This is a genomic window from Stenotrophomonas maltophilia (assembly GCF_013464915.1).
In the GTDB taxonomy this organism is placed as follows: Bacteria; Pseudomonadota; Gammaproteobacteria; order Xanthomonadales; family Xanthomonadaceae; genus Stenotrophomonas; species Stenotrophomonas maltophilia_AT.
In genome coordinates this window covers 27,507-47,895 of sequence record NZ_RAVT01000019.1, presented here as the reverse complement: position 1 = coordinate 47,895, position 20,389 = coordinate 27,507, and the positions used below count along the sequence as shown (strand labels likewise).

Genomic DNA, 20,389 nt, shown 5'->3' with positions numbered 1-20,389 from the left:
GGCCGGCAACTCCTTGCGCCGGAGAGGTTGCCGGCCAGCGGCCGGCACTACCCCCGCTTCAGGGATGATCCAGCGGCTTCGGCGGTTCCTGCCGGTTCACCCGCTCGCGGTGCAGCAGGTACAGCCCCGAGGCCACGATGATCGCCGCACCCACCCAGGTATAGCCGTCCGGCAGCTGGCCCCAGAAGGCCAGGTCCCAACCGATCACCCAGACCAGGCCGCTGTACTCCAACGGCGCGATCATCGACGCCTCGCCCAGCTGGAAGGCCTTGGTCAGGGCGATCTGGCCCAGCGCCCCGGCCAGGCCCATGCCGGCGATCAGCGGCGCATGCGCCAGCTGCAGCGGTACCCAGCCGGGAAGGGCCAGCAGGCCCGCGCCGATCGCCATGATGACCAGGAACCAGACCACCATCGACTGCGACGTATCGGTGCGGGTCAGCAGGCTGACCGTGATCGCGGCCACGGCATAGGCGGTGGCCGCGGCCAGCACCATCAGCCCCGGCACCGAGATGAAGCCATCCACGCCAGGGCGCAGCACCACCAGCACGCCGATCAGGCCGATGCCGATGGCGACCCAGCGCCGCGGCCCGACCCGTTCACCGAGCAGCGGCACCGAGAGTGCAGCGATCAACAGCGGAGCAACGAAATAGATGGTGTAGGCGGTGGACAGCGGCAGGTCGCGCAGGGCGAACACGAAGCAGCCGATCATCGCCATGCCCAGCGCGCCGCGCAGCAGGTGCAGGCCCCAGCGCCGCGGCACCAGCGAGCGCGGGCCGGCACTGACCAGTACCCAGACCAGCACGAACGGCAGCGAGGCCGCGCCGCGCAGGAAGGTCACTTCCAGAGTGGGATAGCTGGCCGACAACTGCTTCATGCCAGCGTCCATCAGCGAGAAACAGGCGACCGCAGCGACCATCCAGGCCACCGCACGCGAAGGGGAGCGTTGCACGTTCATGGCCCATTATCGCCCGGTCGCTGCCTTCTGTAGAGCCGAGCCCACGCCCGGATGCTCTTCACGAAGCAGCCGAGCGTGGGCTCGGCTCTACAAAAAATCGGCTGCCAGGGCGTGGGCAAGGCTCTACGGAGGGCGGGCACGTGGCCCCGCACGATAGAATGGCCGCCACTGAAACCTGCGGAGCCACGCCCATGCCTTCCTTCGACGTCGTGTCCGAAGTCGACACCCACGAGCTGACCAACGCCATCGACCAGGCCAACCGCGAACTGGCCACCCGCTTCGACTTCAAGGGCGTGGACGCCAGGTTCGAGCGCGATGGCGATGTCATCAACCAGACTGCACCGACCGAATTCCAGCTCAAGCAGATGAACGACATCCTGCGCGCACGCCTGGCCGCACGCGGCATTGATGTGCTCAGCCTGGAGTTCGGCGACATCGAGACCAACCTGGCACAGGCCCGGCAGAAGATCACCGTCAAGCAGGGCATCGAGCAGAAGATCGCCAAGAAGATCGCGGCCGCCCTGAAGGAGGCCAAGCTGAAGGTGGAAAGCCAGATCAACGGCGACAAGCTGCGCGTGCAGGGCAAGAAGCGCGATGACCTGCAGGACGCCATCGCCGTGCTCAAGGCCGGCAAGTTCGAGCTGCCGCTGCAGTTCAACAATTTCCGCGATTGATCTGCCCGCCGGGCATGGCCCGGCGGACTGCAACGTCAACCGCGCAGCAGCTTGTACAGCGTGGTGCGCGAGATACCCAGCTGGCGTGCGGCCAGGCTCAGATTGCCGTCCGCCGCCTGCGCCGCACGGCGCGCCGCTTCACGCTGCTGGTCACGCAGCAGCGGTGCATCCATCGTCGCCGCTGAAGGCCGTTGCGCGCTGCGGCCAGCGACCTTCCGCGGTGCCTGCAGGTGCTGCAGGTAAACCGCACTGCCCTCGCCCACCCGCACCCGATGCGGCGCCCCCGGTTGCAGCAGGCGTCGCCGCTGCGCGGCACTGGCGCCGGCAAACAGGCTTTCCAGGTTCAACAGCGGCAACGGCCCCCGACGCGGCAGGCCCAGCAGGCGCCGCGCAACACGGTTGGCCGCGCGCAGCTGGCCGTCCTCCTGCACCGCCAGCAGCCCCTGCAATGGTGACGCCAGCCAACGCGGATCGTGCTGCAGCGCCAGCAGGTGCACGTCGGCAAGCGTGTGGAACAGCCGGTTCTCGCTGGCCAGCGCGGCCTGCCGGAAATAGCCCTGCAGCAACGAGGGATCGCGCTCCCCCAGGCCGGTGATATCGATCACTCCGCATACCCGCCCATCGAGATCGTGCAGTGGCTCGCTGAGGCAGAACACCGGGGCGAAGCGCTGCAGGTAGTGTTCATTGCCCCGCACCAGCGCAGGCAGGTCGTCGGCCAGGCTGACCGCCGGGGCCGTGGTGCCGATCTCGCCCTCGCCCAGCCGCCGCCCCACCTGGATCGGACGCAGCAGCGGTGCATCTTCCAGGCCATGGGCCTGCTGCGCGATCACCATGCCCTCACGGTTGGCACAGAACATCGTCCAGCCACGCCCGCCAAAGGCAGCCCACAGCTGTTCCAGCTCCGGCCGCACGCAGCGCGCGAGCCGACGGTCGCCGGAATCGGAAAGATGCCGACCGTCACCCAGCAGCGGACGATAGTCCGGCTCCTGCCCGGGCAGCAGGCCCGCCGCGCGCGATCGCAGCCATGACTGCTGCAGCGGCAGCGGCAGCACGCCCAATGAACGCGCATCGCCCTCGGCGAAGGCGGCGCGTGCCGCCACCAACTGCTGTTGCCCGACTGTCGTGGCCATCATGGAGGCAGAGTACACCCACGCACGTCCTGCCCGCGTTACGTCCCGGCAACGGAATGTTTCCGTTTCCATCGGACATTCAGACAAGAAATCCAACAAGGGGTCAGAGCCGTTTTCCCGTGGAAAACGGATCCGACCCCGTGCGGTACCGACAGCTCGCAGAAAACTGTCGAAGGCGGGGTGGATCCCGTTGCGGGGGCGTGAGCCGCATGGATGCGGCGACCGAGCTTACATGGGTGAGGGCGCTTTGCTTGCGAAGCACTGCTTCGCAAGCGCCCGAACGCACAGCCGCCAGCGGCTGGGCCGGACCCCGGAGGGGAACTTGCAGCGCCCCCCGCAACCGGACCCACCCCGCCAACCCACGGATAGCCGGCTTTTGCTGTTGCCGGCCAGCGGCCGGCACTACCGATGCCCGTTACGCGGCGATCCGCAGGATCGGCTTCAGCGTGATCCCCTTCGTGCTGTCCTCCGCCGCCTGGTTGATCTGTTCCAGCGGGTAGAACTTCACCAGCTTGTCGAACGGGAAGCGGCCCTGCTGGAACAGCGTCACCAGCTGCGGAATGAACACCTGCGGCACGCTGTCACCCTCCACGATGCCGCGGATGCTGCGGCCCCCCAACAGCAGGTTGTTCACATCGAAGCTGGCCGTGGTACCCAGCTTCGGTGCGCCGACCACGCCCATCATCCCCAAGCCACCCAGCGCCTCGATACCAGCCGACAGCACCTCCGGGCGACCGGTCGATTCCAGTGCGAAATCAGCACCACCGCCAGTGATCGCGCGCACGGCCTCGACCACATCGGTCTCGCGGCTGTTGACCACGTGGGTGGCGCCCAGTTCCAGCGCCAGCTCCAGGCGTGAGGACACCACGTCGATGGCGATGATGGTGGTGGCGCCTGCCACCTTGGCCGCCATCACCGCGCTCAGGCCCACCGCACCGGCGCCGTAGCTGGCGAAGCTGCTGCCCGAACGCACCTGCAGCGAATTGAGGACCGCACCGGCACCGGTCTGGATGCCGCAGCCCAGCGGCCCCAGCAGTTCCAGAGGCGCGTCGTCGGGCACCTTGATGGCATTGATCTCGCGCGCGATGGCGAAGGTGGCAAACGAAGACTGCGCGAAGAAATGGTCGTGCAGCGGCTGGCCCTGCGCATCGGTGATCGCGGTATGGCCGTGGCCATCATCGCCACCGAAGTTCAGCGCAAAGAAGTCCTTGCAGTAGGCACCATGACCGCCCCGGCACGGATTGCAGTGACCACAGGCGCCATAGGTCAGCACCACGTGGTCGCCCACCTTGAGGTCGCGCACGTTGGGGCCAACCGCTTCCACGATGCCGGCGCCTTCGTGGCCGAGCACCGCGGGCAAGGGCACCGGGTAGTACTGATCGCGCACGATCAGATCGGTGTGGCACAGGCCGGTCGCCACCACCTTCACCAGGACCTCGTCGTCCTGCGGGCCGCGCAACCGCGCCTGCTCGATGACGAAGGGCTGTTCCTTGCCGCGTACCACGGCAGCGGTGATCTCACGGGTTGCGGTGTTGTCGTTCATCGTGATGGCTCCTTCGATCAGATCGGGTAAGCGGGCGCTTCGCCCTTGACGGTCAACCACTGCCACTGGGTGAACTCTTCCCCGTTGGCGGGGCCGCCGATACTGGTGCCGTTGCCGGATGCACCGACGCCGCCGAAGGGATTGATCACTTCGTCGTTCACGGTCTGGTCGTTGATGTGCAGCAATCCGGTGCGCAGGCGCTCGCCCAGCTTCAGCGCGCGGCCGACGTTGCTGGAGACGATGGCCATCGACAGTCCGTACTCGCTGTCGTTGGCCAGCTGCACGGCCTGGTCGTCATCGTCGAACGGCACCACCACCGCCACCGGCGCGAAGATCTCTTCGTTGAAGGCTGGATTGTCGGCAGAGACATTGCCAAGCACGGTCGGCGCGAAGAACAGATCGCGGTGCGTACCGCCCGCCTCCAGCGAGGCACCGGCCTGCACCGCCTGCTCGACCACGCGCGCGGCGTGGTCACGCTGGCCAGCATTGATCAGCGGGCCGATGGCCACCTCTTCGCGTGCCGGATCTCCCACCTTCAGCGAATTGGCCTTGGCCACCAGCTTCTGCAGGAATGCATCATGGATCTTCCGATGCACCAGCACGCGGCCGGTCGCCATGCAGATCTGGCCCTGATGCAGATAGACGCCCCACGCGGTGTTGGCCACCGCCAGGTCGAGGTCGGCATCATCAAGGATGATCAGCGAATTCTTGCCACCCAGCTCCAGCGAAACCTTCTTCAGATGCTTGCCCGCCGCTTCGCCGACCTTGCGCCCGGCGGCGGTGGAACCGGTGAACTGGATCATCGCCACGTGCGGATCGCTGGTCAGCGCTGCACCGGCCGCGCCATCGCCGGGCAGCATGTGCAGCACACCCGCCGGCAGGCCGGCCTGCTCGAACAGGCGTGCGATCACCGCGCCGCCGCACACTGCCGTGCGCGGGTCCGGCTTGAGCACCACCGCGTTGCCCAGCGCGATGGCCGGCGCCACCGCGCGCATGGCCAGGTACAGCGGGAAGTTGAAGGGTGAGATGACGCCGACCACGCCCAGCGGCCGACGCCGCGCCAGGTTCAGCCGGCCCGGCTCGGACGGCAGGATCTCGCCGGTGCTGCGCGAGGGCAGCGCTGCCGCCTCATGCAACGCCTTGATGGTGACCTTGGCCTCGAAGCCCGCCTTGAGCCGGGTCGAGCCGCTTTCGCGCACCAGCCACTCGACCAGGGTGTCGATGTTCTCTTCAGCCAGGCGCGCCGCTTTGCGCAGCACCTCAGCGCGCTGCTCGTAAGGTGCGGATGCCCAGGCCTGTTGCGCCTGGGCAGCGGCCGCCGATGAGCGCGCCACCTGCGCCGGGTCGGCCAGGCCGATTTCGCCGAGAGTGTTGCCGGTAGCCGGCTCGATCACCGGCTGCCGTTGCTCGGCCGCCTGCCAGTGACCATCGAAGAAGGCCCCGGCCCAAAGGGCGTCCGGCAGCCACGGGGAAGATGCAGTCATGGGTGTCCTCCTGTGTCGTGCGTCCATTCCACGCCCGTCGTCCGCGGCAGGCAATCGGCCATTCGGCGGTCGCCCACAAGGGCTTGAATCGGCGGGAATTTCCAGCATGGCGACTGTCCAGTTCCTGCACAGTGAACAGCGCGGCGGCGGCACACTGCCTACAATGTCCGCCCCGCCAGCCGACGTGCCCGCCATGACCGATACCCACCTGCCCACCGATGACCCGATCGCCGCCACCCGCCTGTGGCTGGAGCGCATCGTCATCGGCCTGAACCTGTGCCCGTTCGCCAAGGCGGTGTACGTGAAGGACCAGGTCCGTTTCGTGCTCAGCGATGCGACCACGCCCGAAGCGCTGGTCGAACAGCTGGCCGAGGAACTGGTGCTGCTGCGCGATACGCCGGCCGAGCAGATCGATACCACGCTGATCGTGCATCCGCAGGTGCTGACCGACTTCCTCGACTACAACGACTTCCTCGACAACGCCGATGCGGCGATCGAGGCACTGGATCTGCAGGGCATCCTGCAGGTGGCCAGCTTCCATCCGGATTACCAGTTCGAGGGCGTGGCGGCCAACGACGCCAGCAACTACACCAACCGTGCCCCCTTCCCCACCCTGCACCTGCTGCGCGAGGACAGCGTCGCACGCGCGGTGGACGTCTATCCGGACCCGGACGTGATCGTCGAGCGCAACATCCAGACCCTGGACCGCATCGGCGTGGACGGCTGGCATCGCCGCCTGCGTGGCGACGACCTGTCATGAGCACGGTGCCACCGATCGCGGCGTGGCCGGTGGCACCGCTGCAGGGCAAGGTGGTGCTGGTCACCGGCGGCGCCAACGGCATCGGCCGTGGCGTCGCCCAGGCCGTGCTCGGCGCCGGCGGACGCGTGCTGATCGGCGACCTGGACGTGGAGGCCGGGGAGGCGTGTCTGGCGGAATGGCAGCGCGGTGATGATGCCGCGTTCCAGCGCCTGGACATCACCGACGAAGCCAGCGTGCGCGACTTCGTCGCCGTGGCCCTGCAGCGGTTCGGCCGTATCGACGGACTGGTCAACAACGCCGGCATCGCCGGGCCGCACGGCACCGCGCTGCAGGACATGGCATGGGACGAATGGCAGCGCCGCCTGTCGTCGCTGCATGGCGCGTTCCTGTGCAGCAAGCACGCATTGCCGGCGCTGACGGCCAGTGCCGCGGGTTCGATCATCAACGTTGCCTCCACCCGCGCCTGGCAGTCCGAAGCACACAGCGAGGCCTATGCGGCGGCCAAGGGCGGGCTGGTCGCCTTCACCCATGCGCTGGCGATCAGTGCCGGCCCGGCGGTGCGGGTGAACAGCATCAGCCCCGGCTGGATCGGCACCACGGCCTGGCAGGCACCCTCGCGCCGGCACGCGCCTGCGTATTCGGCCACCGACCACGGCCAGCACCCGGTCGGTCGCGTGGGTGAACCCGAGGACATCGGCGCGCTGGCGGTGTACCTGCTGTCCTCGCTGTCCGGCTTCAGCACCGGACAGGATTTCATCGTCGACGGCGGCATGACCCGGAAGATGATCTACGCCGAATGAAAAAAGGGGACGGAGGGGATTAAGTCGTTTGTGCACAAACGACTTAATCCCCTCCGTCCCCTTTTTTCGAACGTGCCAACCAAGGTTGGCACCTACCAGACACCTTACGCCATGCCCGAATGGCGCAGCAGCGCGTCGATCTGCGGTGCGCGGCCGCGGAAGGCCCGGAAGTTCTCCGCCGCCGAGCGGCTGCCACCCCGCGACAGGATCTCATCGCGGAAGCGTGCACCGGTTTCCGCCAGCGCCTGCGGCGCTTCCTCGAACGCGGCGTAGGCATCGGCGCTCAGCACCTCGGCCCACTTGTAGCTGTAGTAACCGGCCGCGTAGCCGCCGGCGAAGATGTGGCTGAACTGGTGCGGGAAGCGGTTCCAGACCGGCGGATGGTTCACCGCCACTTCCGCGCGCACCCGATCGAGCAGTGCCAGCACGCTGTCCTGTGCCGGTTCGAACTGGCTGTGCAGCAGCATGTCGAACAGGCCGAACTCCAGCTGGCGCACGGTGGCCATGCCGCTGTGGAAGTTGCGCGCGGCCAGCATGCGCTCGTACAGCGCGCGCGGCAGCGGTTCGCCGCTGTCCACGTGCGCGGTCATGGCCTGAAGGTGGTCCCATTCCCAGCAGAAGTTCTCCATGAACTGGCTGGGCAGTTCCACTGCATCCCATTCCACGCCATTGATGCCGGCTACGCCCAGTTCACCAATGCGGGTCAGCAGCTGGTGCAGGCCATGGCCCATTTCATGGAACAGGGTGGTCACTTCATTGTGGCTGAAGGTGGCCGGCTTGCCATTGGCACCGCGGCCGAAGTTGCACACCAGGTAGACCAGCGGCGTCTGCACGCTGCCATCGGCGCGCACGCGGCGGTTGCGGCAGTCATCCATCCACGCGCCACCGCGCTTGCCCTCGCGCGCATACAGATCCAGATAGAACTGGCCGACCAGCGTGCCCTGCGCATCGACCAGGCGGAAGAAGCGCACGTCGTCATGCCACACCGGCGCGCTGTCCTCCTGCACACGCAGGCCGTACAGCTGCTCGATCACCGAGAACAGGCCGCCCAGTACCTTCGGTTCGGTGAAGTACTGCTTCACTTCCTGCTCGGAATAGCTGTAGCGCGCCTGCTTCAGGCGATCGGCGGCGAAGGCCAGGTCCCAGGCCTGCAACGGCTCGATGCCCAGCTGCCCGCGCGCGAACTGCTCCAGCTCGGCGCGGTCCCTGGCCGCGAACGGTTTGGCGCGCGCGGCCAGATCACGCAGGAAGCCGAGTACTTCGGCCGGGTCCTGCGCCATCTTGGTCGCCACCGAATAGTCACCATACGAGCCGAAACCCAGCAGCGCAGCCAGCTCTGCGCGCAGGGCGAGGATGCGGTCGATGTTGCCGCCGTTGTCCAGCGCGTCGTCGCCGAATTCGGATGCGCGCTGCGCACTGGCGCGATACAGGATCTCGCGCAGGTCACGGTCCTCGCCCCAGGTCTGCACCGGCAGGTAGCACGGCATCTGCAGGGTCAGTTTCCAGCCTGTTTTCCCATCCCTTTCTGCCGCAGCGTGCGCGGCGGCCTTCACGTCATCGGGCAGGCCGGCCAGGCGCGCTTGGTCCTCGACGATCAGCGACCACGCATCGGTAGCGTCCAGCACGTTCTGCGAGAACTTCGCCGACAGCGCCGACAGTTCCTCCTTGATCGCGGCGAAGCGCTGCTGCGCCTCGGGCTCCAGTTCGGCGCCCCCCAGGCGGAAATCGCGCAGGGTGTTGTCCAGCACCTTGCGCTGGGCCTCATCAAAGGTCGCCGCCTCGGGGCTGCTGGCCAGTGCCTGGTACTGGCGATACAGCGCCAGGTTCTGGCCCAGTGCACTGGCGAAGCGGGTCACCCGCGGCAGGTTGCTGTTGTAGGCCTCGCGCAGCTCGGGGGTGTTGACTACGCCCTGCAGGTGGCCGACCAGGCCCCAGGCGCGCCACAGGCGTTCGGTGGCATCGTCCAGCGGGGCCACGAAGGCCTGCCAGGTGACCGGCTGCACCTGCTCGGCGGCGCTGACTGCGGCTTCCGCCTCGGCCAGCAGCACATCCAGCGCCGGCGCCACATGCTCCGGGCGGATCGCCTCGAAACGCGGCAGGCCGGAAAAATCGAGCAGGGGGTTGGCAACGGTCACGGCAGGTCTCCAGGGTACGGGCCCGGCAGGCGGGCAGCCCGCTAGATATGGCGCTGCCAGGCGTGGCTGACAAGGGGCACGCGGCCCGATATTCACGTCGGCCTTACGGTCAGGGTTCGAAGCTTTGGCTGCGGGGGAGTCCGCAGCGGTACGTATCGAACGAGGCCCCACATGGAAGGTCTGGCTGCAGTTGCATCCGCCTCACCGGAACGGTCGCTGGCGCTGTCCGCCAGTACCGCCGAACTGACCTGGATCGCCGCACTGTGCGATGCCGGCGACGACGGCCCGCGCCACCTGCAGCAATTGCAGACGGTGCTGCAGCAGGGTGGCACGTTCAACGATGCCCAGGAGTGGTACCCGTTCGAAGTGATCGAGCGCGGCGCCAGCCAGTTGCGGCTGGGCCATGAGCGCGAGTTCGTGATCTGCGTACTGCTGTGGCTGCAGGCACTGGCCCAGGGCCGCGCCAGTACCCTCGATCCCGGCCTGCACCTGGATGACCGCGCCATGGACATCGAGGCGCTGCCCGATGCCCTGCGCGATGCGGTGCTGGATGCGTTCACCGCGGCGGGGTATTGAGACACCCTCGTGACCGCCGGGCCAATGCCCGGCGACAACGTCGAATGCCCTACAACGCTTCCAGGCTGCACCACGGCAACGCCGGCAGCCCCTGCCCGGCCACCGCCGCCGCCAGTTGCGCATCGGCGCCGTCGACATCGATGCCCTGGCGCGCGTACCACGACGGGTCGTAATAGCTCTGCGCGTAGCGCTCGCCGCTGTCGCACAGAATGCTGACGATGCTGCCCTGGTGGCCCGCCTCGCGCATCCACTGCGCGGCCTGCAGCACACCGATGAAGTTGGTGCCGGTGGAGCCACCAACGCGGCGCCCCAGCTGGCGGCTGACATGGCGCATCGCGGCCAGGCTCAGCGCATCGGGCACCTTCACCATCGCATCGACGCTGGTCGGGATGAAGCTCGGCTCCACCCGCGGCCGGCCGATGCCTTCCACGCGCGAGCCACCGCTGCAGGTCAGGCCGCGCCAATCCTGCTCACCGGCTACGGCTGCTGTGTAGCCATCGAAGAACACCGACACTTCCGGGTCCGCGCACAGGATGCGCGTGTCATGCCGGCGGTAGCTGACATAGCGGCCCAGCGTGGCGGCGGTACCGCCGGTGCCGGGGCTGCACACGATCCATTCCGGAACCGGGCTGGGCTCCTCGGCCATCTGCTTGAAGATGGATTCGGCGATGTTGTTGTTGGCGCGCCAGTCGGTCGCGCGTTCGGCATAGGTGAACTGGTCCATGAAGTGGCCGCCGGTTTCGCGGGCCAGCTTTTCCGAATCACAGTTGAGATCGCAGGCGCGCTCGACCAGGTGGCAGCGGCCACCGTGGAATTCGATCGCCGCGATCTTCTCCGGCGAGGTCGTGGCCGGGATCACCGCAATGAACGGCAGGCCGAGCAACCGCGCGAAATAGGCTTCGGAGACAGCGGTCGAGCCGCTGGATGCTTCGATCACCGGGCGACCTTCACGCAACCAGCCATTGGTCAACGCATACAGGAACAGCGAGCGCGCCAGCCGGTGCTTCAGGCTGCCGGTGGGATGGCTCGATTCATCCTTCAGGTACAGGTCGATGCCCTCGAACCCTGGCAGCGCCAATGGGATCAGGTGGGTATCGGCGGAACGGTTGAAATCGGCTTCGATCTTGCGGATGGCGGCGGCCACCCATTCACGCTGCGACATGGCGGGCAATCGTTGTCAGGACGGAACGGTGCGATCCGGCCATTGTACGTCGCAGTGCCGTCAGGTGCTGGCCGGTAGAATGGCCCCATCCGGCCGGCAACGGCCCCGTCTGAAGGACCTCCCCCATGACCATTCCCGCCCTGCGCGATGTTCCCGGCGTCGCCGCCCAGGCCCCGGCCGAAACCACCGGCTTCGTGTTCAACCACACCATGCTGCGGGTCAAGGACATCACCGCCTCGCTGGACTTCTACACCCGCGTGCTCGGTTACCAGCTGATCGACAAGCGCGACTTCCCGGAGGCCCAGTTCAGCCTGTACTTCCTGGCCTACGTGCCCGCTGGCGTCACGGTGCCGGAAGATGACAGCGCCCGCCGCCTGTGGATGGCCGGCCTGCCGGGCGTGCTGGAACTGACCCACAACCACGGCACCGAGAACCAGGACGGCGCGGTCTACCACGACGGCAACAGCGACCCGCGCGGCTTCGGCCACATCTGCGTGTCGGTGCCGGACATCGAGGCCGCCTGCCAGCGCTTCGAGGACCTCGGCGTGACCTTCCAGAAGCGCCTGACCGACGGCCGCATGAAAAACCTGGCCTTCATCAAGGACCCGGACGGCTACTGGGTCGAGATCATCGCCAACTGATAAAAAGGGGACGGAGGGGATTAAGTCGTTTCTGGCACTATTGGGCTGGAAGCGACTTAATCCCCTCCGTCCCCTTTTTTGCGAGGTTCGTATGGAAACGATGGAACTGCACCGTGGCCGCCTGATCGACCACCTCCAGCTGGTCGTACGTGACCTGGCCGCCAGCCGCCGCTTCTACCAGGCGGTGTTCGATACGATCGGCATCCCGATCGCCGGCGAAGGTGATGATTACTTCTGGGCCGATGAGCTGTTCATTTCCAGCGCCAGCAGCGAGGCCGCTGCTGGCCAGCTGACCGGCCGCCACCACCTGGCGTTCCAGGCCCGCGACAGCGCCACCGTCGATGCTTTCCACACTGCGGCCATCGCCGCCGGCGGCACCGACAACGGCGCGCCCGGCGAACGTCCCTACCACCCGGGGTATTACGGCGCGTTCGTGCTCGATCCCGATGGCAACAACATTGAAGTGGTCTACCACGGCCCGGCCAACTACAGCGCAGACTCGGTGAAGGTCACTTTCTGATTTCACCGATGCCGTGAACGAAGAAGCCGGGCAATGCCCGGCTTCTCTGCTTCCGACGGTGTGGCCCTCAGTGGGCCGCCATGTAGATGTCCTGCAGCACGGCCTTTTCCAGCTCAAGCTCGCCCAGCAGGTTCTTCACGATGTCGCCCAGGCTGAGGATGCCGACCAGGCGGGTGCCGTCTGTGACCATCAGATGACGGCGCCGCGAGTACGTCATCAACGACATGGCCTGCTTCAGGGTGGCCTCCGGGGCGATGCCTTCCAGGCCGGTGGACGGCACGCTGGAGATCACCCGGCGGCCGGCCTGCGGGCCGTCGTCGGCCAGGGTACGCACGATGTCCTTTTCGGAAATGATGCCCACCGGGGCATCGTCCTTCATCACCACCAGCGCAGCGATCCTGTTCGCGCTCATCTTGTGGGCGGCGGCACCGATGGTGTCTTCGGCGTCGATGGTGATGACAGCTTCTTTCTTGGATTGCAGGAGTTCGCGGACGTTCATTCTTGTTTCCTGGTGCAGGTCACTGAAGTCAAAAAAGTGTGCTCTTCCGATACGCCCCCTCCCCGGGAACAGACCTTTCAGCGCACGTCTGGCGCACACGCCGGCCTTGGGAGATGGATCGGCAGGCATCGTGCTGCAACGCGAACGAGGTGGGTTCAACCGCTCACCCTGGACCTCGGTCAACTTGATTCTACGACTGCGACCATCGGTCACTACCGGCATCGATGGGACAGTTCGTCGTGGGAACCAACCGACGATCCAGAGAATGGCACCGCGGCTGAAACCGCCGCTGAATACACGCGATGCCGCGTGTTAAAGATTGATTGATCGCTGCCGACGGCGGACAGAACACCCGGCGGCTGTCCCACTTGCCGCTGCCATCGGCACAAACGAAAGGGGGCCGCCGGGGCCCCCTTCGCTTGCAGCATCCAACCCAGCCGGTGCGCCTTACTCCACTGTCACGCTCTTGGCCAGGTTGCGCGGCTTGTCCACGTCGGTGCCACGTGCCAGCGCGGTGTGGTAGGCCAGCAGCTGCACCGGAATGGTGTGCACGATCGGGCTGAGCACGCCGGCATGGCGCGGCGTGCGGATCACGTGCACGCCTTCGGACTCGTTGAAGTTGCTGTCCTGGTCGGCGAACACGAACAGTTCGCCACCACGGGCGCGCACTTCCTGCATGTTCGACTTCACCTTCTCCAGCAGGCTGTCGTTGGGGGCGATCACCACCACCGGCATGTCCTCGTCCACCAGCGCCAGCGGGCCATGCTTCAGCTCGCCCGCCGGGTAAGCCTCAGCGTGGATATAGGAGATTTCCTTGAGCTTGAGCGCGCCTTCCAGCGCGATCGGGTAGTGCAGGCCACGGCCCAGGAACAGCGCGCTGCTCTTGCGTGCGAACCGCTCCGCCCACGCAGCGATCTGCGGCTCCATGTTCAGCGCATGCTGCACGCTGCCCGGCAGGAAGCGCAGCTGCTCCAGGTAGTCCGCTTCCTGCGCCGCGTCGATACGGCCATGCAGCTTGCCCAGCACCACGGTCAGCTGGAACAGCGCCGCCAGCTGGGTGGTGAAGGCCTTGGTCGACGCCACGCCGATCTCGGCGCCGGCACGGGTGTAGCAGACCAGTTCGCTGGCGCGCGGGATCGCGCTTTCCGGCACGTTGCAGATCGACAGCGTGTGCTTGTGGCCCAGCGACTTGGCGTACTTCAGCGCTTCCATCGTATCCAGCGTTTCGCCGGACTGGGAAATGGTCACGATCAGGTGCTTCGGATTCGCGTAGGCGGCGCGGTAGCGGTACTCGCTGGCGATTTCCACGCTGCACGGCAGGCCGGCGATGGCCTCGATCCAGTAGCGCGCGGTCAAGCCGGCGTAGTAGCTGGTACCGCAGGCGATGATCTGCACGCCTTCGATGCCCGACAACACGGCCTCGGCGTTCTTGCCGAACAGCTCGGCCGGGAAACCACCGGCGTCGATCGCCGCTTCGATGGTGTCGCCCAGCGCGCGCGGCTGCTCGTGGATTTCCTTCTGCATGAAGTGGCGGTACGGCCCCAGCTCCAGCGATGCCAGCGATACATCCGACAGATGCACCTCACGTTCGACCGCCTGGTCATGCTCATCGAAGATGCGCACGCCATCGCGGCGGATTTCAGCGGTATCGCCTTCCTCCAGGAAAATCACCTTGCGGGTGGCCGAGATCACCGCCGAGACATCCGAGGCGACGAAGTTCTCGCCCTCGCCCAGGCCGATCAGCAGCGGGCAGCCCATGCGCGCGCAGACGAAGCGCTCCGGCTCGGCGCGGCTGACCACGGCCAGTGCGTAGGCGCCGGTCAGTTCCTTCACCGTATGCTGCAACGCCACCAGCAGGTCGTCGCCATCCTTCAGGTGGTGGTGGATCAGGTGTGCGATGACTTCGGTATCGGTCTGCGATTCGAAGGTGTAGCCCATCGCGCGCAGCTTCTCGCGCTGCTCTTCGTGGTTCTCGATGATGCCGTTGTGCACCAGCGCCACGCCCTGGCTGATGTGCGGATGTGCATTGGCCTCGGTGACACCACCGTGGGTGGCCCAGCGGGTATGACCGATGCCCAGCACCGCGTTGAAGCCCTCGGCCTCGGCCGCCGTAGCCATTTCCGACACTCGGCCGGTACGACGCACGCGACGCACCTCCGACCGCTCGGCATGGTCGATCACCGCGATGCCCGAGGAATCGTAACCACGGTACTCAAGGCGCTTCAGACCCTCGATCAGCACCGGCACTACGTCGCGATCAGCGATCGCACCCACGATTCCACACATGTCACGCGTTTCCTTGAAGACGATCGTCGCATTCTAGCCTGCGTGTCCGGCTTCCCCCTCCTGTCCGCTTAATGAAAGTGTCCGGAAAGGTGTCCGCGGACACCCGGACACTTCGAAGACCAACCCAACCCATTGAAATGAAAGGGATAAAAGTTGGCACGCTACGTGCTTGGTACTGGCTACCACCGTCAGGCACGCACCCGATGATCCGCGACACTTCCGCCCAGGACCAGATCGTTTCCTCCACTCCGGCCAGCGCTCCGCGCGCCAACTGGCACCGTTACCGTTGGCCGGCGCTGGGCGCGATCGCCCTGCTCGCCGGCATCGGCTGGGCCGTGCACGCCTGGTCCAACGCCAGCCGCTCCTTCGACAGCAGCCGCGTGCGCATCGCCGAAGTGAAGCGTGGCGATCTGGTCCGCGACATCGCCGCCGACGGCCGCGTGATCGCCGCCAACAGCCCGATCCTGTACGCCATCTCTGCGGGCACCGTGGACCTGAAGGTGGTCGCTGGCGATGTAGTGAAGAAGGGGCAGGAGCTGGCCATCATCGACAGCCCCGAACTGCGCAGCAAGCTGGCCCAGGAACAGGCCACCCTGGCCGGCCTGGAAGCCGAGGCCAGCCGTGCCGCGCTGGACGCCACCCTGGCCCGCGCCAAGTCGCGCAAGGAAACCGACCAGGCCACCATCGAACGGCAGGCCGCCGATCGCGACCTGCAGCGCTACCAGCGCGGCTACGACGGCGGTGCGGTGCCGCAGATCGACCTGGCCAAGGCCAAGGACTCGCTGAAGAAGGCCGACATCACCCTGGCCAACGCCACCACCGATGCGCGCCTGCAGAGCCAGGGCGCCGACCTGGATGCCCGCAACAAACGCCTGCTGGCCGATCGCCAGAAGGCGGTGGTGGCCGAAGTGCAGCGCCAGGTCGATGCGCTGACGCTGCGTGCCCCGTTCGATGGCCAGGTCGGCCAGGTGCAGGCGGTGCAGTCCACCAACCTGGCCGCCAACGCCCCGGTGCTGGGCGTGGTCGACCTGTCCAAGTTCGAAGTCGAGATCAAGGTGCCGGAGAGCTTCGCCCGCGACCTGGCGATCGGCATGCCGGCACAGCTGACCGGTGGCAACGGCCAGCCGTTCCCGGGTGAGATCAGCGCGGTGTCGCCGGAAGTGGTCAACGGCGAGGTCAACGCCCGCGTGCGCTTTGCCAGCGCGCAGCCGGAAGGCCTGCGCCAGAGCCAGCGGATGTCGGTGCGCGTGCTGCTCGATACCCGCAGGAACGTGCTGAAGGTCGAGCGCGGCCCGTTCGTCGAACAGGGCAACGGCATGGCTTACGTGATGGATGGACGCACCGCCGTGCGCCGTCCGGTGGAACTGGGCGTCAGCAGCCTGGGCGAAGTGGAAATCAAATCGGGTGTGCAACCGGGCGACCGCATCGTGGTCTCCGGCAGCGACCTGTTCAAGGACGCCGAACGCGTCTCCGTCAACTGATACCTGATACCTGAATCCTGGAGAGAGGACACCCCATGTACATGCTCGAAATGCGTTCGGTCGCCAAGGTCTTCCGCACCGAACAGGTGGAAACCCACGCACTGCGCTCGCTGGAACTGCAGGTCAAGGAAGGCGAGTTCGTCGCCGTCACCGGCCCGTCCGGTTCCGGCAAGACCACCTTCCTCAACATCGCCGGCCTGCTGGAAACCTTCACCAGCGGCACCTACATGCTGGACGGCCAGGACGTGAGCACGCTGGGCGATGATGCGCGCAGCCGCCTGCGCAACCAGAAGATCGGCTTCATCTTCCAGGGCTTCAACCTGATCCCGGACCTGAACCTGTTCGACAACGTCGACGTGCCGCTGCGCTATCGCAAGATGAGCGCCACCGAACGCCGCGAGCGCATCGAGAAGGCACTGACCCAGGTCGGCCTGGGCTCGCGCATGAAGCACTACCCGAACGAGCTGTCCGGCGGCCAGCAGCAGCGCGCGGCGATCGCGCGCGCCCTGGCCGGCAGCCCGCGCCTGCTGCTGGCCGACGAACCGACCGGCAACCTGGATACGCAGATGGCCCGTGGCGTGATGGAGCTGCTGGAAGAGATCAATGCCGCCGGCACCACCATCGTGATGGTCACCCACGACCCGGAACTGGCCGCGCGTGCGCAGCGCAACGTGCACATCGTCGACGGCCAGGTCACCGACCTGGTACGCGAGCCGGTGCTGGCCACCCCGCTGCGCCACATCGTCGCCGTCAACGAGTGAGGGCCCGACCATGTTCGCCTACTACGCCCGATTGGCGGCGCGCAGCTTCCGCCGCAACAAGGTCCTGACCGCGCTGATGGTGGTTGCCATCGCGCTCGGCATCGGTGCCTCGATGACCACGTTGACCGTGTTCCACGTGCTGTCCGGTGACCCGATTCCCGGCAAGAGCGACCGCCTGTTCTATGTACAGCTCGACGCCGCGACCGGTGCCTATGTCGCCGGCGAAGAGCCGGAAACCCAGTTGACCCGCTTCGACGGTGAAGCACTGCTGCGCGAAGCCAAGGGCGAGCGCCAGGCGCTGATGAGCGGTGGCGGCGGCACCATCGAGCCGGACAACAGCACGCTCAAGCCCTTCAGCATCGACACCCGCTGGACCTCGGCCGACTTCTTCCCGATGTTCGAGGTGCCCATGCAGTACGGCCGCCCCTGGACGCGCGAGGACGATGAAGGCCGCGCACGCGTGGTGGTCATCTCCAAGGCACTCAACGACAAGCTGTACCAGGGCGCCAACAGCGTCGGCCGCGACCTGCGCATGGAAGGCCAGAGCTACCGCATCGTCGGCGTGATGAAGGAATGGAGCCCGGAGCCGCACTTCTACGACCTGACCACCGGCAGCTACGGCAAGAACGAAGACCTGCTGCTGCCGATCTCCACCTCGTTCGACCTGAAGCTGGGCAACAACGGCAACATGAACTGCTTCGGCGAAAACCCCGACGGCAACAGCTACTCGCTCAATGCCCCGTGCGCGTGGCTGCAGTACTGGGTGGAGATGGACCCGGCCAAGGCCGGCGACTACCGCCGTTACCTGGAGAACTACTCGACCCAGCAGCGCGAGGCCGGCCGCTTCAAGCACCCGCCGAATGTGCGCCTGCGCACCGTGATGGAATGGCTGGACTTCAATGGTGCGGTCCCCAGCGACGTGCGCCTGCAGCTGTGGCTGGCACTGGGCTTCCTCGGTGTCTGCCTGGTCAACACGGTGGGCCTGCTGCTGGCCAAGTTCCTGCGCCGCAGTGGTGAAATCGGCGTGCGCCGTGCGCTCGGTGCCAGCCGCGGCCAGATCTTCCTGCAGTGCCTGGTGGAAGCCGGCGCGGTCGGCGTGGTCGGTGGCGTGCTCGGCATCGGCCTGGCCCTGCTCGGCCTGTTCGCGGTGCGCCAGCAACCGGTGGAGTACGCCAAGCTGGCCCACCTGGACGGCAACATGCTGCTGCTCGCGCTGGGCCTGACCCTGTTCGCCAGCCTCGCCGCCGGATTCCTGCCCGCATGGCGCGCCATGCAGGTCACCCCGGCCATCCAGCTCAAGTCGCAGTAAGCACCCGAACGAGGACTCCCATGGACATCCGCCCCATCCTCAGCACGCTGCGCCGGCACAAGACCGCTGCCGCCCTGATCGTGCTGGAAGTCGCACTGACCTGCGCCATCGTCTGCAACGCGCTGTTCCTGGTCAGCCAGCGCGTGGAAAAGATCAGCATGCCCAGCGGCATCGCCGAGAACGAACTGGCGATGCTGCGCGTCAGTGGCATCGGCAAGCAGACCGACGCCATGGCCCGCACCCGCGAGGACCTGGCATCGCTGCGTGCGATCCCCGGCGTCAGCAACGTCACCATCATCAACCAGATCCCCTTCCGCAACGGCTCCTCCAGCAGCAGCATCTCGCGCGAGATCGACCAGGAACGGCCGACCACCAACGCCTCGATGTACACCCTGTCCGAGAACGGGCTGGCCACGATGGGCATCAACCTGATCGCCGGCCGCGATTTCCTGCCCGACGAGTACCAGAACTTCGAAGACGCCAGCAAGGGCGGCGCCAAGGGAAAGGCCATCCCGGTCATCCTCACCCAGGCCACCGCCGCCAAGATGGAGCCCAACGGCAGTGCACTGGGCAAGACCTACTACATGGGCAAGCAGTCGCTGCACGTGGTCGGCATCGTCGATGTCCTCAGCACGCCCAATGGCTGGAGTGACAACTGGACCAACTCGATGCTGCTGCCGATCCGCCGCACCTTCGACGACGGTGGCACCTACATCCTGCGCACCTCGCCCGAACGCCGCCAGGAGGTGCTCGATGCCGGCGCCGCCGCGCTGGAGCGCAACGACCCCAACCGCCTGATGCGCGACAAGCTGACCTATGAAGACCAGCGCAAGGACTTCTTCAAGAACGACCGCGCGATGGTCGGCCTGCTGATCACCGTCAGCATCTCGCTGCTGGTGGTCACCGCGCTGGGCATCATCGGCCTGGCCAGCTTCTGGGTGCAGCAGCGCAGCAAGCAGATCGGCATCCGCCGTGCGCTGGGCGCGACCCGCGGGCAGATCCTGCGCTACTTCCAGACCGAGAACTTCCTGCTGGCCACGCTGGGCATCGTGCTCGGCATGCTGGCGGCCTACGCGATCAACCTGGCGCTGATGAACCTGTACGAGCTGCCGCGCATGCCGCTGTACTACCTGCCGCTGGGTGCACTGCTGCTGTGGGTGCTGGGCCAGATCGCCGTGTTCGGGCCGGCGCGGCGTGCGGCGGCGGTGCCGCCTGCGGTCGCCACGCGGGGCGCGTGAGATGCGCGTCTGCGCGATCTGCATGAGCCTGTTGCTGTTGCTGCTGCCGCTGCCGGCGCTGGCCGGTGGTGGCAGCGCACAGACGCTGGAATGGCGCCAGGATGGAGCGCGGCTGTCACTGCGCTCGACCGAGGGCCAGGTGCATGTGGAGGCCGCCAGCCCCGAAGCGCGCTTCGGCGTGCGCAGCGGCGACCGCATCCTGCGCGTGGACGACACGGCTGTGCGCCGGGTCGAGCACCTTGCGGTAGCCCTGCGCCATTCCAACGCAGCCACCGCCTATCTGTTGCTGCGCCGCGACAGACGCGAACTGACGGTGGCGGTCGACGCGGCGGCCTGGCGCCACGCGCTGGACGCGCCACCGCCACCAGCGCCGCCAGCGCCTCCGGCCCGGCCCCAGCGCTGAGCGAGGGCCGCTCCTGCACAGCCACGGGTTTG

At 66.9% G+C, this 20,389-nt stretch carries 19 protein-coding genes; 11 read left to right on the top strand and 8 right to left on the bottom strand.

All coding sequences use genetic code 11. The annotated features are described in order from the left end of the window. Positions 1-58: 58 nt before the first annotated feature. Positions 59-955: a DMT family transporter gene (locus D7T59_RS06835; protein WP_164136586.1), complete on the bottom strand. Its 897-nt coding sequence runs from the start codon at positions 953-955 to the stop codon at positions 59-61. A 191-nt stretch (positions 956-1,146) separates the two neighbouring features. Between D7T59_RS06835 and D7T59_RS06830 the strand changes: the two genes are divergently transcribed. Further along, positions 1,147-1,629 (top strand): YajQ family cyclic di-GMP-binding protein, encoded by a 483-nt coding sequence (locus D7T59_RS06830; protein WP_164136587.1) that lies wholly within the window; start codon positions 1,147-1,149, stop codon positions 1,627-1,629. Between the two features lie 35 nt (positions 1,630-1,664). Here D7T59_RS06830 and D7T59_RS06825 read toward each other — a convergent pair whose 3' ends face one another. The 3 genes from D7T59_RS06825 to D7T59_RS06815 all read right to left on the bottom strand — a co-directional run bounded on the left by D7T59_RS06825 (position 1,665) and on the right by D7T59_RS06815 (position 5,786). Beyond that, positions 1,665-2,777 carry a helix-turn-helix domain-containing protein gene (locus D7T59_RS06825; RefSeq protein ID WP_343203083.1) on the bottom strand — a complete coding sequence of 371 codons (1,113 nt, stop codon included), beginning with the start codon at positions 2,775-2,777 and terminating at the stop codon, positions 1,665-1,667. Between the two features lie 397 nt (positions 2,778-3,174). Then, entirely contained in the window at positions 3,175-4,302 is a 1,128-nt protein-coding gene (locus tag D7T59_RS06820) for an NAD(P)-dependent alcohol dehydrogenase (RefSeq protein WP_180853024.1), read from the bottom strand. Between the two features lie 17 nt (positions 4,303-4,319). After that, the gene (locus tag D7T59_RS06815) at positions 4,320-5,786 is read right to left on the bottom strand and encodes a benzaldehyde dehydrogenase (RefSeq protein ID WP_180853023.1); all 1,467 of its coding nucleotides are present in this window, start codon (positions 5,784-5,786) and stop codon (positions 4,320-4,322) included. 193 nt (positions 5,787-5,979) lie between these two features. Here D7T59_RS06815 and D7T59_RS06810 point away from each other — a divergent pair, with 193 nt between their 5' ends. After that, positions 5,980-6,546: a DUF1415 domain-containing protein gene (locus D7T59_RS06810; RefSeq protein ID WP_029379749.1), complete on the top strand. Its 567-nt coding sequence runs from the start codon at positions 5,980-5,982 to the stop codon at positions 6,544-6,546. After that, the gene (locus D7T59_RS06805; protein ID WP_180853022.1) at positions 6,543-7,346 is read left to right on the top strand and encodes an SDR family oxidoreductase; all 804 of its coding nucleotides are present in this window, start codon (positions 6,543-6,545) and stop codon (positions 7,344-7,346) included. Before D7T59_RS06810 ends, D7T59_RS06805 begins: the two co-directional genes overlap by 4 nt. A gap of 104 nt (positions 7,347-7,450) precedes the next feature. Here D7T59_RS06805 and D7T59_RS06800 read toward each other — a convergent pair whose 3' ends face one another. Further along, complete coding sequence (locus D7T59_RS06800; RefSeq protein ID WP_180853021.1) at positions 7,451-9,481, bottom strand: M3 family metallopeptidase; 2,031 nt, start codon at positions 9,479-9,481, stop codon at positions 7,451-7,453. 171 nt (positions 9,482-9,652) lie between these two features. Between D7T59_RS06800 and D7T59_RS06795 the strand changes: the two genes are divergently transcribed. Beyond that, a complete protein-coding gene (locus D7T59_RS06795) occupies positions 9,653-10,057 on the top strand; it encodes a hypothetical protein (protein ID WP_180853020.1) in 405 nt (134 codons plus the stop codon). 49 nt (positions 10,058-10,106) lie between these two features. Here D7T59_RS06795 and D7T59_RS06790 read toward each other — a convergent pair whose 3' ends face one another. Continuing rightward, positions 10,107-11,219 carry a PLP-dependent cysteine synthase family protein gene (locus D7T59_RS06790; RefSeq protein ID WP_180853019.1) on the bottom strand — a complete coding sequence of 371 codons (1,113 nt, stop codon included), beginning with the start codon at positions 11,217-11,219 and terminating at the stop codon, positions 10,107-10,109. A gap of 125 nt (positions 11,220-11,344) precedes the next feature. On the opposite strand from D7T59_RS06790, the gene gloA reads away from it, so the two are divergent. After that, positions 11,345-11,860 carry a lactoylglutathione lyase gene (gloA, locus tag D7T59_RS06785; RefSeq protein ID WP_164137746.1) on the top strand — a complete coding sequence of 172 codons (516 nt, stop codon included), beginning with the start codon at positions 11,345-11,347 and terminating at the stop codon, positions 11,858-11,860. A gap of 91 nt (positions 11,861-11,951) precedes the next feature. After that, complete coding sequence (locus D7T59_RS06780; RefSeq protein WP_032961230.1) at positions 11,952-12,380, top strand: VOC family protein; 429 nt, start codon at positions 11,952-11,954, stop codon at positions 12,378-12,380. Positions 12,381-12,447: 67 nt separating this feature from the next. Here D7T59_RS06780 and D7T59_RS06775 read toward each other — a convergent pair whose 3' ends face one another. Together D7T59_RS06775 and glmS are read right to left on the bottom strand one after the other, a co-directional pair. Further along, positions 12,448-12,879 (bottom strand): CBS domain-containing protein, encoded by a 432-nt coding sequence (locus D7T59_RS06775; RefSeq protein ID WP_088027260.1) that lies wholly within the window; start codon positions 12,877-12,879, stop codon positions 12,448-12,450. 447 nt (positions 12,880-13,326) lie between these two features. Then, entirely contained in the window at positions 13,327-15,165 is a 1,839-nt protein-coding gene (glmS, locus tag D7T59_RS06770; RefSeq protein WP_180853018.1) for a glutamine--fructose-6-phosphate transaminase (isomerizing), read from the bottom strand. A gap of 203 nt (positions 15,166-15,368) precedes the next feature. Here glmS and D7T59_RS06765 point away from each other — a divergent pair, with 203 nt between their 5' ends. Genes D7T59_RS06765 through D7T59_RS06745 form a run of 5 tightly spaced genes read left to right on the top strand, consistent with a single transcriptional unit; the run spans position 15,369 to position 20,357 of the window. Beyond that, entirely contained in the window at positions 15,369-16,646 is a 1,278-nt protein-coding gene (locus D7T59_RS06765; RefSeq protein WP_180853017.1) for an efflux RND transporter periplasmic adaptor subunit, read from the top strand. Between the two features lie 35 nt (positions 16,647-16,681). Next, entirely contained in the window at positions 16,682-17,407 is a 726-nt protein-coding gene (locus D7T59_RS06760) for an ABC transporter ATP-binding protein (protein WP_180853016.1), read from the top strand. A 10-nt stretch (positions 17,408-17,417) separates the two neighbouring features. Beyond that, positions 17,418-18,716: an ABC transporter permease gene (locus tag D7T59_RS06755; RefSeq protein WP_005414537.1), complete on the top strand. Its 1,299-nt coding sequence runs from the start codon at positions 17,418-17,420 to the stop codon at positions 18,714-18,716. 20 nt (positions 18,717-18,736) lie between these two features. After that, positions 18,737-19,954, top strand: a complete 1,218-nt coding sequence (locus tag D7T59_RS06750; protein WP_180853015.1) for an ABC transporter permease — start codon at positions 18,737-18,739, stop codon at positions 19,952-19,954. 1 nt (position 19,955) lies between these two features. Continuing rightward, positions 19,956-20,357 carry a PDZ domain-containing protein gene (locus D7T59_RS06745; protein ID WP_180853014.1) on the top strand — a complete coding sequence of 134 codons (402 nt, stop codon included), beginning with the start codon at positions 19,956-19,958 and terminating at the stop codon, positions 20,355-20,357. Positions 20,358-20,389: the final 32 nt, after the last annotated feature.

Coding starts and splice junctions, on each gene's coding strand:
- D7T59_RS06815 (WP_180853023.1), bottom strand. CDS start 5,786: ATGACTGCATCTTCCCCGTGGCTGCCGGACGCCCTTTGGGCCGGGGCC.
- D7T59_RS06780 (WP_032961230.1), top strand. CDS start 11,952: ATGGAAACGATGGAACTGCACCGTGGCCGCCTGATCGACCACCTCCAG.
- D7T59_RS06765 (WP_180853017.1), top strand. CDS start 15,369: ATGATCCGCGACACTTCCGCCCAGGACCAGATCGTTTCCTCCACTCCG.
- D7T59_RS06795 (WP_180853020.1), top strand. CDS start 9,653: ATGGAAGGTCTGGCTGCAGTTGCATCCGCCTCACCGGAACGGTCGCTG.
- D7T59_RS06805 (WP_180853022.1), top strand. CDS start 6,543: ATGAGCACGGTGCCACCGATCGCGGCGTGGCCGGTGGCACCGCTGCAG.
- glmS (WP_180853018.1), bottom strand. CDS start 15,165: ATGTGTGGAATCGTGGGTGCGATCGCTGATCGCGACGTAGTGCCGGTG.
- D7T59_RS06820 (WP_180853024.1), bottom strand. CDS start 4,302: ATGAACGACAACACCGCAACCCGTGAGATCACCGCTGCCGTGGTACGC.
- D7T59_RS06810 (WP_029379749.1), top strand. CDS start 5,980: ATGACCGATACCCACCTGCCCACCGATGACCCGATCGCCGCCACCCGC.
- D7T59_RS06835 (WP_164136586.1), bottom strand. CDS start 955: ATGAACGTGCAACGCTCCCCTTCGCGTGCGGTGGCCTGGATGGTCGCT.
- D7T59_RS06745 (WP_180853014.1), top strand. CDS start 19,956: ATGCGCGTCTGCGCGATCTGCATGAGCCTGTTGCTGTTGCTGCTGCCG.
- D7T59_RS06830 (WP_164136587.1), top strand. CDS start 1,147: ATGCCTTCCTTCGACGTCGTGTCCGAAGTCGACACCCACGAGCTGACC.
- gloA (WP_164137746.1), top strand. CDS start 11,345: ATGACCATTCCCGCCCTGCGCGATGTTCCCGGCGTCGCCGCCCAGGCC.
- D7T59_RS06775 (WP_088027260.1), bottom strand. CDS start 12,879: ATGAACGTCCGCGAACTCCTGCAATCCAAGAAAGAAGCTGTCATCACC.
- D7T59_RS06790 (WP_180853019.1), bottom strand. CDS start 11,219: ATGTCGCAGCGTGAATGGGTGGCCGCCGCCATCCGCAAGATCGAAGCC.
- D7T59_RS06755 (WP_005414537.1), top strand. CDS start 17,418: ATGTTCGCCTACTACGCCCGATTGGCGGCGCGCAGCTTCCGCCGCAAC.
- D7T59_RS06750 (WP_180853015.1), top strand. CDS start 18,737: ATGGACATCCGCCCCATCCTCAGCACGCTGCGCCGGCACAAGACCGCT.
- D7T59_RS06760 (WP_180853016.1), top strand. CDS start 16,682: ATGTACATGCTCGAAATGCGTTCGGTCGCCAAGGTCTTCCGCACCGAA.